This window comes from Mesorhizobium sp. M7A.F.Ca.AU.002.02.1.1, from assembly GCF_003998535.1.
Taxonomy (GTDB): Bacteria; Pseudomonadota; Alphaproteobacteria; order Rhizobiales; family Rhizobiaceae; genus Mesorhizobium; species Mesorhizobium ciceri.
Genome location: NZ_RZPB01000134.1, coordinates 1 through 11,126, shown reverse-complemented (window position 1 = coordinate 11,126; position 11,126 = coordinate 1). Strand labels below are relative to the sequence as shown.

Here is an 11,126-nt window from a genome sequence, read left to right as displayed (position 1 = left end):
GCAGGGGCTGCTGGAACTGGATCGGGGTGGCTTCAGTGAAGGGGAAGATTGTCAAAGAGCACTATCCTTTGGCATTCCGCAGCGGCGTCCGGTCTACACACTTGATATCAGGGCAGCGATATCTGGCCGCCGTGAGATGTCGATACCACGCGAGGAGATTGATCGTCAGCTGCTGCTTGCCGGGAACGACGAGGCCAGATCGCGGCGCCGGCAAATCCACGCTTCTGAAATCAATTTCCGGGCCATGGCGCCGACCGGGGGCACGCTTGCCTTCAACAGCGAGTCGATCGCCGGCCAGGCGCCGGAAAAGCTATGCCGGAAGGGCCTGGCACTGGTGTCGGAAGGCCGCAGTATCTTCCGGACACTGACGGTGCGGGAAAACCTGCTGCTCGGCGGCATGATCCGCAAGGACAAGGCCGAAGCGGCCGCCGATCTGGGAACGGGTTCTGGAAATCTTCCGATCCTCAGGACCCGCTACCGCGGCGTTGCCGGCCACCTTTCCGGCGGCGAGCAGCAGCAGCTTGCCATCGCCCGCGCCATCCTGCAGCGCCCGTCGCTGATGATGATCGATGAACCGTCGCTTGGCCTTGCGCCGCTGGTGATCGACCAGGTCTACGAAAGCCTCCGCCAGCTTAACGCCAGCGGGCTGACCCTGCTCGTCGTCGAACGGTCCACCGCTCGCATTCTCGACCTCGCTTCCCGCGTCTACGTGCCGCGCAACGGCCATAACGCGCTGGAGGGTTCGGCAAGCGAGCTTGCCGACGGGCATGCGCTGGAAAAGGCCTATTTCGACTATGGCGATCGTCAGACGGCGCACGCATAATCGGGCAGGCAAGGGCTACAACAATGATTTTCGACTACTGCGTCATCGGCGGCGGCATCGTCGGCCTGGCGACGGCCATGCGGCTGCTGGAAACATATCCCGGCTGCAGCCTGATCCTGTTGGAAAAAGAGGAGGCTCTCGGCAAGCACCAGACCGGCCACAACAGTGGTGTCATCCATGCCGGCATCTACTATCCGCCAGGCAGCCTGAAGGCCGAGCTCTGCCGCAAGGGCGCGGATGCCACCAAGGCCTTCTGCCAGGAGAACGGCATCCGCTTCGATGTCTGCGGCAAACTGCTCGTCGCCACCTCCGCACTCGAAGTGCAGCGCATGGAGGCGCTCCACGAACGCTCGAAGCAGAACACGATCGAAGTCCGGCGCGTCAGCGAGGGTGAATTGAAGGAGCGGGAACCGAACATCCGCGGTCTCGGCGCGCTTTTCGTGGCCTCGACCGGCATCGTCAGCTATGCCGATGTCTGCCAAGCCATGGGGCGGCGCATCAGGGCGCTTGGCGGCGAGATCCGCCTGTCGACGCGCGTCACCGGCATTCGCGAAGTCATCGATTCCGTCGATATCGCGTCGGCCGGCGAAAACTGGCAGGCGAAAAAACTGGTGGTCTGCGGCGGTCTCCAATCAGACCGGCTGGCCGTGCTCGCCGGGCTTTCGATCGAGCATCGCATCGTTCCCTTCCGCGGCGAATACTATCGCCTTCCCGCATCGAAGAACGACATTGTCCGCCATCTGATCTATCCCGTCCCGGATCCAGCCCTGCCCTTCCTTGGCGTGCACCTGACGCGGATGATCGACGGCAGCGTCACGGTCGGGCCGAATGCCGTTATCGGTTTTGCCCGCGAAGGCTATCCACGGCTTTCGTTCAATGTTTCGGACATGGCCGACTACGCGCTGTTTCCCGGCTTCTGGAAAACCGTGTTCGCCAACCGCGGATCTGCGGTAACGGAACTCCGCAACTCGCTCTGGAAGCCAGGCTATCTGAAGGAGTGCCGGAAATACTGTCCGAGCCTCAAGCTCGCCGACCTGCTCCCGCACGAAGCAGGCATCCGCGCGCAAGCCGTGCGCAAGGACGGTGCCCTCATCCATGATTTCCTGTTCGCACAAACGGACCGCATGCTGCACGTCTGCAACGCGCCTTCCCCCGCCGCCACCTCGGCGATCCCGATTGCAGAGATGATTCGAGATCGCCTCATACAGGGCTGCTGAAAATGAGGCGGTACGCACTGGAGCCCAACTGAACGCTGGAGTATCTGCCTTGGCCAAGAAGGGAATTAGGGCACCGGCCGCGGCCAACGCAGCTTTTGCGTCGGAACCAGATCGGCGCACCACCAGGCCAGCAATGCCGCTCCCGGCGAGAGGGTAGCAACTTGGCCTGCGGTTTCCGCAAGCAAAGGTTCCGTGTGGACGACGGCTTTTTTGGCTGCGCAAAGATCTCAGGCGAAACGACGGCTGACGTCATTGGCAGGGTTCGCTCCCGGCTGACCGCCATTTTGTCGACCGTCATAGCTGGACGGCCTCCCTATGGCACCAGAATGGTACACGTCCATAAGACGCACCGACACCCAAGCCAGCCTAGCTAACCAGAAGCCTTTAAGTCTTTGAAATTATGTCTCTATTTATGGTACCGTTGGCTGGGATCGAACCAGCGACCTCCGGATCCACAATCCGGCGCTCTAACCATCTGAGCTACAACGGCACGTTGCCTGAGCGGATCGAAACAGAAACTCATCCGCCGCTCTGTCGTTCGGCGATGCGTCCTTACGGGCTTATGGATTCTAATTCAAGGCTTTTGGAAAGCAAAGGTCACTTCCCCACATCGGCGCGGCATTCGCCCGGCAAGAAGGCGCAGGCAAGGACCAGGCGACGGACAAAGAAAAAGGCCGGCGGGAGGAGGTGCCGGCCTTTTCCTGTTACGAGCCAGCGGGAGGAGGTGCTGGCTGGTCACCCCGGGGAGCAGAGGGAGGAGGTTCCACTCACCGGGTATTCCTTGATGGCTGCCATCATACACCTGATCGTTTTTAAGAAAATGCGACCTTTTGTTGCATCTTCAGATCATGCGCAAATGTTAGGCAACCTTGATTTCCTTCATCGCCTTCTCGAAGGCGGTCTTGATCGGCTTGGAGACGTCCTCGGCGGCCTTGGAGGCAACGGCCTGGAAGTCCTTGGCCTGCTCGACGGTCGATTCGACGCGCTTGCGCAGGAAGGCGGTCTGCAGCTCGACGACTTCCGACAGCGACTTGGCGCCGATCAGGGCTTCGAGGTGGGAAAAACCGGCCTCGGCATTGGCACGCAAAGCGGAGATGGTCTTGAGCGACAGGTCGTTGGAAACGGTCTTGGCGGTCTCGTAGGTCGACTCCAGAGCCTTCTGGGTCTCCTCGGCGCCGGTCTTCAGCTTGGCATAAGCCTCTTTCGACTGCTCAACGCCCTTTTCGGCGAAAGCGCGAATCTGGTCAGTGGCCTTGGAAGCGTCGAAGCTCGGGAATTCAACGTTTTCGATCGTCTCGGCGGTCTTGGTCCTGGACATTTTCCATCCTTTTCAGCGGCAGCGGCTTTGACAGAAAGCCGTCTCGTTCATGTATGATGGCAATATAAAGGCAAATTTTGTGCATTGCAATATCTTTGTTGCAGTGCACCATAAATTTCTTTTGGGCCGTTAACCAAGAGCCCAGATTCCAGCCTTTGCACGTTCTGGCTTGTGGACCTTCGCGCCTCCGGCTTTTATTAACAAAGCGTTAACTGCAAAATCGCCGCTCCGTGAGGTCCGCCAAGCGCATGCCGTCCGAATATTCCTTCCTTGATGTCGCCGTGCTCGACGCGGTCCGCCAGCGCTTTGCCGCAGGCGACGCGATCGCGATCCTGTCGGCGGATCTGGAGCAGGTGATCTGGGCCAATGGGCCAGGAGCCGCGATGTTCGGTTATCCCGACATCGAGGCGATCATAGGCGCCTCGGCGCAGTTGCCCGTGATCGCCAGGCGCCAGATCATGGCGACCAGCGGATTTCCCGAGATTGGCAGCGACCGCGCCATCATGGTGCGGCTGGCGACCGGCATGACCAGCCGCGCCGTCGGCTTCCTGGCCAGTGCGGTGACCATGCCGGACGCCGAGAAGGCGATCATGCTGGCAGTGCCGGCGGCTCAGACAGGGTCACGCAGTGCCGGCGAAATCGCCGCGCGCGCCATTAGCGGCTTCACCGAGGATGGTCATTTCATCGCCTTTGTCGATGCCAGGGGCAACGTTGAGGCGGCCTCGGAAGGATTTTCGGCACTGGGCATCCTGCCGGAGACGCTGGCAGCACTGGTTGCCGACGTCGCAGCCGAGAGCGACCGCATCGTCAAGCGCCTTGTCCCGGGCGGCACGGCCTCCTACCCGGCGGGGCTGGCAAGATTGACCGAGGAGCGGCATCTGCTGGTGGTGATCGACGAGGACCAGCTCGACGACACAGCCCCTGCGGGCGAACACCTCACGCAAACCATTGCCGAGGCGGCACCAGCTGGCGATGCGGCTTCGCAGCCGGAACAGGGTGGCGAGACGCCGACCGAGGAACCAGGCGCCGCACTGCCGACCGAGGACGTCGCCGCATCGCAGCCGCATGCGATCACCGACGTGATCGGGCAGGCGCCGACGGCTGCCAACAGCGATCAGGCGGCAGCAGAGCCCACACCGGCGCAACACGACCATTGGTACTTCAACGCCGGCGAGGACGGAGGGGAACAGGCGCCGCGACCAGCTGCGTCCGGACCTGAAGCGCCTCAAGAACCGGCGGCCCTGGAAGTCCAGTCCACCTCCGCGGCCACGCCGACGACCGTCTCGGCGATAGACCGCGCAGCGGCGCCGGTGCGCTTCGTCTGGCGCACCGATGCCGAAGGCAAGTTCAGCGCGCTGTCGCCGGAATTCGCCGACATCGTCGGCAAGCCGGCGGCCGACGTGATTGGCCGACGCTTCAGGGATGTCGCCGCCACATTCGGCCTCGACCCCTCGGGCGAGATATCGGGGCTCCTCGAACGGCGCGATACCTGGTCCGGACGCTCCGTGCTGTGGCCGGTCGTCGGCACCGATCTGAAGATACCCGTCGACCTGGCGGCGCTGCCTGTCTATGGGCGCAGCCGCGCCTTCGAGGGTTTCCGCGGCTTCGGCGTTGCCCGCGCCAGCGACGCGGTCGTCGATCCGGAGGCCATCGGCATGGCGCTGGTGCCCAATGGCCGGGCGCCGGCAACGCCGGAACCGCAAGTCATCCAACCCGCGCCCGAACAGCCGAACGCTGAGGAGCCCAGGGCCGAGGACGCTCAGGCATCGGATCCGTTCAAGGGCGAGGTGCCGGCGCTGACCATCGTGCCGAAACAGGAGCGGCGCTTTGCCGACAAGGTGATCCGGCTCGCCGAACATCGCCAGCCAGCCAACGACAAGGGCCTCTCGACCCTGGAACGCAGCGCCTTCCGCGAAATCGGCGAGCGGCTGAAGAAGGAGAGTGCTCCGGTCGAGCCACCAGAGACTGAGACTGCTGAGGCGTCGGCAGCGGAGACCGAGGCTCCGGTCAAGGCGTCCGACGACCCGATGCGCACCGGCGGCATCCCTGCGTCAGGGCCAGAGAACGAACCGGTCGAGCCATCCGAGACCGATGTCGATGCCGAAGACGAGCAGGATCTGGCACGGCTTGACGGTCACCCGGACGAAGCGGCTCGTGAAGCCCCCCCTGGGATGAAGGTGACGGGCTCGTTGCTGGACTATGCCGGCCAAGATGACGAACGTGGCCCCGTGGCGGCGGAACCAGAGAACACCGCTGCGGTTTCGCCCGGCGAAGAGCCTGAAGCCACTGACGCGACACATGATGTCCTCGATGACGACAGCATGACGTCAGCAGATTTTCGCGATGCCGAAGACAGCGAGGATTGGGCGCAGCCCGACGAGGAAGCCGCATCGCCTGACGAGCAGGCGGTTGCCGCGCAGGCCGTCAATGCAGGCGACGCTGCGGAAATACGCGTCGAGCGCCCTCGCCTGCAGGTTCCGCCGCTCAAGGCCGAAGGGTTCGTGCCGTCGGCGTTTTCCGCCGGAGATGAACACAAGGCCCCGGACACGTCGCTGCTCGGTAAGCTGCCCGTGCCGCTGCTCATCCATTCCGGAGACCAGTTGCACTATGCGAACGAGGAATTCCTCAGCCTGACCGGCTACGAGGCGCTCGACGATCTGGCGGATGCCGGCGGCCTCGGCGCGTTGTTTGCCGACCCCTATGCCGACGACGGCGTTTCCGACGGCACCGATCGCGCGCTGCGGTTGAAGACGCGTGATGGACAGGAATTCCCGATCGAGGCCATTTTGCGCTCTGTCCCCTGGCGCGACGGCAAGGCGCTGATGCTGGTCGTGCGACGCTCCGGCGAGGATGATGCGCCGGCGAGCCTGCATGTGGTTGGCGACGAGCAGACGCAGCCGGATATTTCCGAGCTCAAGGTGCGCATCGCCGAGATGCGCACCATTATCGACACCGCCACCGACGGCGTCGTGCTGATCGGCCGTGACGGCACCATCCGATCGATCAGCCGGCCGGCCGAAGCACTGTTCGGCTTCGACAGCGACGATGTGACCGGCAAGCCGTTCGCCTCGCTGTTTGCCATCGAAAGTCAGCGCGCGGCACGCGACTATCTCAACGGACTGTCCGAGCCCGGCGTGGCGAGTGTCATGAACGACGGCCGTGAGGTGATCGGTCGCGAATCGCAAGGCCGCTTCATTCCGCTGTTCATGACCATCGGCCGGCTGCCCAACGACAGCGGCTTCTGCGCCGTCGTTCGCGATATCACGCAGTGGAAGCGGGCCGAAGAGGACTTGACGCAGGCACGTGCGGTGGCCGAGCGCGCGTCCTCGCAGAAGACCGATTTCCTCGCCCGCATCAGCCACGAGATCCGCACCCCGCTCAACGCCATCATCGGCTTTTCCGAACTGATGGTCGACGAGAAGTTCGGACCTGTCGCCAACGACCGCTACCGCGACTATCTGCGCGACATCAACCGCTCGGGCAATCATGTGCTCGACCTGGTCAACGACCTGCTCGACATCTCCAAGATCGAGGCCGGCCAGCAGGAGATGGCCTATGAGGCGGTGTCGCTCAACGACACGCTGGCCGAGACGGTGGCGATGATGCAGCCGCAGGCCAATCGCGAACGGGTCATCATCCGCTCCAGCTTCGCTTCGCGGCTGCCGGAAGTGGTGGCGGACCTGCGCAGCGTGCGCCAGATCGCGCTCAACATCCTGTCGAATGCCATCCGCTACACCCAGGCCGGCGGCCAGGTGATCGTCTCGACCGCCTATGAGACGTCGGGCGACGTCGTCATGCGGGTGCGCGACACCGGCATCGGCATGAGCCATGCCGAGATCGAGCAGGCGCTGAAGCCGTTCAAGCAGATCAACGCGCTGAAGCGCGGACGCGGCGACGGCACCGGGCTTGGACTGCCTTTGACCAAAGCGATGGTGGAAGCCAACCGTGCCCGGTTCACCATCAATTCGACCCCGGGCGAAGGCACCTTGGTCGAGGTCGCTTTTCCATCGACCCGTGTGCTCGCGGAATAGATCAGCCCTCCACGCTTCGATCCCGATAAAAAGAAAAAGGCGCCCAAAGGCGCCTTAAGAGATGGGATTGCTGTCACAACGGGGGCTTGAGCGAATTCGGATCCTCGGGGCTGAGGAACGGGATTTCTCCCTCAAGTTACCTGCGACTATCGACGCCGGACCTTAACAACCCCTTACCGGGGCGCCGGAAAATTTACGAATGTGTACCACTCATGAAATCTAGGTAAATTCTAGCGAGATATTTCGTTAACCATTCCGAAGTCACTTTTTCATACGTGTCGTTGCCTCAAAACCGGGCCACTTTTGAGCGACATGCATTAGCAGCTACTCGGCCAATTGCGGCAGGTTCTTGAACAGCTCAAGCGCCTCTGGATTGGCGAGCGCCTCCTTGTTCTTGATGGCGCGGCCATGCACCACGTCGCGCACCGCAAGCTCGGTGATCTTGCCCGACTTGGTGCGTGGGATGTCGGTGACGGCGACGATCCTTGCCGGCACGTGACGCGGGCTCGCGCCGCTACGGATTTTTGCCCGTATGCGTTTTTCCAGATCCTCGTCGAGCTGCACGCCGGCGGCCAGGCGCACGAACAGGATGACGCGCACGTCGTTGTCGAAGTCCTGTCCGATGCACAATGCTTCCAGGATCTCAGGCATCTGCTCGACCTGATTGTAGATCTCCGCCGTGCCGATCCTCACCCCGCCCGGGTTGAGCGTGGCGTCGGAGCGGCCATGGATGATGAGGCCGCCATGCTCGGTCCATTCGGCGAAATCGCCATGACACCAGACATTGTCGAAGCGCTCGAAATAGGCCGCCCGGTACTTCTTGCCATCGGGGTCGTTCCAGAAGCCGATCGGCATCGCCGGAAAGGCTTTTGCGCAGACCAACTCGCCCTTCTCCTGTCGGACCGGCCTGCCGTCGTCGTCCCAGACATCGACGGCCAGGCCGAGGCCGGGTCCCTGGATCTCGCCGGTCCAGACCGGCTGCGTCGGCACGCCGAGCACGAAGCAGGAGACGATGTCGGTGCCGCCGGAGACCGAGGCCAGATGTACGTCCTTCTTGATGCCGTCATAGACAAAGCGGAAATCTTCCGGCGACAGCGGCGAGCCGGTGGAGGAGATTGCCCGCACAGTGGACAGATCATGCGTGCGGATCGGCTTGAGGCCGGCCTTGCGCACGGAATCGATGAACTTGGCCGAGGTGCCGAGGAAAGTCATCTTCTCGGCATCGGCGAAATCGAACAGCACATTGCCGTCGGGGTAGAAGGGCGAACCGTCATAGAGCAGCAGCGTCGCACCCGAAGCGAGCCCCGACACCAGCCAGTTCCACATCATCCAGCCGCAGGTGGTGAAGTAGAAAAAGCGGTCGCCGTCGGTGAGACCGGCATGCAGCCGGTGTTCCTTGACATGCTGGATCAGCGTGCCGCCGGCCGAATGGACGATGCATTTGGGAATGCCGGTCGTTCCCGACGAAAACAGGATGTAAAGCGGATGCGAAAACGGCAGCGGCTCGAAGGCGACGGGCTTGCCGGCGAAGGGCGACAGCGCCTCTTCCAGCGCCACCGCCTTGTCGATGATCCCGGCGACATCGCTCGATGTGCCGAGATAGTCGACGACCAGGATCTTGCGGACAGTGCCGAGCTTGGCCGCGACCGCGGCGATCTTGTCGGCGACTTCGATCGCCTTGCCATTGTACCAATAGCCATCCGGCGCGATGAAGACGACGGGCTCGATCTGGCCGAACCTGTCGAGCACGCCCTGCTCGCCGAAATCGGGAGAGCAGGACGACCAGACGGCGCCGACCGAGGCGGCGGCCAGCATGGCGGCGACGGTCTCCGGCATGTTGGGCATCATGGCGGCAATGCGGTCGCCCTTCTTCACCTTGAGCGACAGGAAAAGCTGCTGCAGCCGCGAGGTCAGCGCGTGCAACTCGTTCCAGGACAGCCGGCGCTCGACCTTGTCTTCGCCGCGAAACACGATTGCGTCGCCTGAGCCGGTCTTCTTCAGCAGATTCCCGGCGAAATTCAGTGTCGCATCGGGAAAGAAAGAAGCGCCGGGCATCTTGTCGCCGTCGACGAGCAGCTTGTCGCCCTTGTCGCCGACGATGCCGCAGAAATCCCAGACCAGGCTCCAGAACCCTTCACGGTCCTCGACCGACCAGGCGTGAAGCTGCGAATACGAGGAAAACGCTACGCCGGCTTTGACTCCGGCGGCTTTGGTGAAGGCGGTCAAGGGTGCTGCGTCAATCTGGTCTTGCGTCGGGGTCCAGAGCGGTTGTTCGGCAGCCATGATCGTTCCTCCACGGTCGCCATCGCTTATGCATATCGCAGCGCAGCAGAGCAAGATTTTGTTCGGCTGATGCGACCAGATGTGCGCAAATGCCATCGCCGGGCCATAAAGACTTGAAATGCCTCAGCCCTAAGTCGTAGTGACAACTTGAAGTCGTAGTGACGGCCGGAAGTCCTGGTCACGACTGGAGTCGTGGTGACGACCGGGGCCGTGGTGACGACCGGGGTCGTGGTGACACCTGGGGTTACACCCGTCGGGCGATTGTCGGAATGGAAGCATACGGGGCCATATGCCATCATCTATGATCCGGCGCGGAATATGGGCGATCGGCGCTGCCGTGATCGTCGTCGCGCTGGTCGTTGCCGCCCTGCCGCTGATTGCCTCCACCCGTATCGTGCGCGACCGCATCGCCTGGGAAATGAGTGCGTGGAGCGGCTTCCGTGTCGCCATCGACGGTTCGCCGCGTATCGAGGTCTGGCCGACATTCCGCGCCATCCTGACCGATGTGACGCTGTCACAATGGACCGACACCGAGGCGCCGCCGGTGGTCGAGGCAGAACGGGTCGAGGTCGACCTTTCCGCCATGGCGGCCTTGCGCGGCGACGTGGTGTTTTCGACGGCGCGGCTGGTGCGGCCGACGATCCGGGTCCAGCGCACGCCTGCCGGCCTTTTCCTGCCCGCTGTCCCGACCGGCGGGCGCATCACGCGCTCCATCGACACGGCGCGCGGCCTGGTCAACGCCGACCCCGCCAAACCGGACCTCGACAAGCTGCCTACCGACACCTTCGGCACGGTCGAGTTTCGTGACGGCCGCATGGTAGCCTCCATCGGCGGCAAGGACGTCGAGATCCTGAGCAGTTTGAACGGTCAGGCAAATTGGGCGGCGATGAACAGCAATGCGACGCTGTCGGCAACCGGCATCTGGCGGGGCGAAAGCGTCGCGCTGGACGTCGCCTCGGCCAAACCGCTTGTGCTGTTTGCCGGCGGCACGGCGCCGCTGACACTGTCCTTCAAGGCGGCGCCCGCCACCTTCTCGTTCGACGGCACGGCCAGCATGTCTGAAAATACCTATTTCGACGGTCAAGCGAAGTTCTCGGCACCCTCGCTGCGGCGTGTCCTGGAATGGTCGCAGGCCGGCATCGCTCCGGGTGCGGCGATCGGCTCGGTCAGCATTTCGAGCAAGATCACCGCGACCGGCGGGCGCGTCAAGTTCGACAACACGGCGATTGCACTCGACAACAATCCGGGGATGGGTGCGCTGGACCTCTCGCTTGGTGAAGCACAACCGGTGATCTCCGGCACGCTCGCCTTCGACACGCTCGACCTCAGATCGTTTCTGTCGGCCTTCACCCCGCTGGTGCCGACCGGAGGGGCGGGGCCTGGCGAAATCGACACAAGTTTCGCCGACAAGATCAATCTCGATCTCAGGCTGTCGGCGGCGCACGCCACGGCGG

At 63.1% G+C, this 11,126-nt stretch carries 5 protein-coding genes, 1 tRNA gene and 1 pseudogene; 4 read left to right on the top strand and 3 right to left on the bottom strand.

The window, feature by feature from the left end; all coding sequences use genetic code 11:
• The first annotated feature begins 136 nt into the window (after positions 1 to 136).
• A complete protein-coding gene (locus EN879_RS11230; protein ID WP_063170078.1) occupies positions 137 to 823 on the top strand; it encodes an ATP-binding cassette domain-containing protein in 687 nt (228 codons plus the stop codon).
• 26 nt (positions 824 to 849) lie between these two features.
• Positions 850 to 2,040, top strand: coding sequence for an L-2-hydroxyglutarate oxidase (lhgO, locus tag EN879_RS11225; protein ID WP_199489664.1), 1,191 nt, complete (start codon positions 850 to 852; stop codon positions 2,038 to 2,040).
• Between the two features lie 413 nt (positions 2,041 to 2,453).
• Here lhgO and EN879_RS11215 read toward each other — a convergent pair.
• Both EN879_RS11215 and EN879_RS11210 read right to left on the bottom strand, forming a co-directional pair.
• Positions 2,454 to 2,530: transfer RNA gene (locus EN879_RS11215), tRNA-His, on the bottom strand.
• Positions 2,531 to 2,899: 369 nt separating this feature from the next.
• Positions 2,900 to 3,358 carry a phasin gene (locus EN879_RS11210; protein ID WP_013530255.1) on the bottom strand — a complete coding sequence of 153 codons (459 nt, stop codon included), beginning with the start codon at positions 3,356 to 3,358 and terminating at the stop codon, positions 2,900 to 2,902.
• Positions 3,359 to 3,606: 248 nt separating this feature from the next.
• On the opposite strand from EN879_RS11210, the gene EN879_RS11205 reads away from it, so the two are divergent.
• Positions 3,607 to 7,389 (top strand): PAS domain S-box protein, encoded by a 3,783-nt coding sequence (locus EN879_RS11205; RefSeq protein ID WP_127274057.1) that lies wholly within the window; start codon positions 3,607 to 3,609, stop codon positions 7,387 to 7,389.
• A gap of 324 nt (positions 7,390 to 7,713) precedes the next feature.
• Here the strand turns inward: EN879_RS11205 and EN879_RS11200 are convergent, their stop codons facing one another.
• Positions 7,714 to 9,672: an acetoacetate--CoA ligase gene (locus EN879_RS11200; RefSeq protein ID WP_063170466.1), complete on the bottom strand. Its 1,959-nt coding sequence runs from the start codon at positions 9,670 to 9,672 to the stop codon at positions 7,714 to 7,716.
• A gap of 289 nt (positions 9,673 to 9,961) precedes the next feature.
• Between EN879_RS11200 and EN879_RS11195 the strand changes: the two are divergent.
• A pseudogene (locus EN879_RS11195) lies at positions 9,962 to 11,126 on the top strand (AsmA family protein); the annotation flags it as partial.

What these genes read in the sequence shown, in the direction of transcription:
- EN879_RS11230 (WP_063170078.1), top strand. Translation starts at nt 137, where the DNA reads ATGTCGATACCACGCGAGGAGATTGATCGTCAGCTGCTGCTTGCCGGG.
- EN879_RS11210 (WP_013530255.1), bottom strand. Translation starts at nt 3,358, where the DNA reads ATGTCCAGGACCAAGACCGCCGAGACGATCGAAAACGTTGAATTCCCG.
- EN879_RS11205 (WP_127274057.1), top strand. Translation starts at nt 3,607, where the DNA reads ATGCCGTCCGAATATTCCTTCCTTGATGTCGCCGTGCTCGACGCGGTC.
- EN879_RS11200 (WP_063170466.1), bottom strand. Translation starts at nt 9,672, where the DNA reads ATGGCTGCCGAACAACCGCTCTGGACCCCGACGCAAGACCAGATTGAC.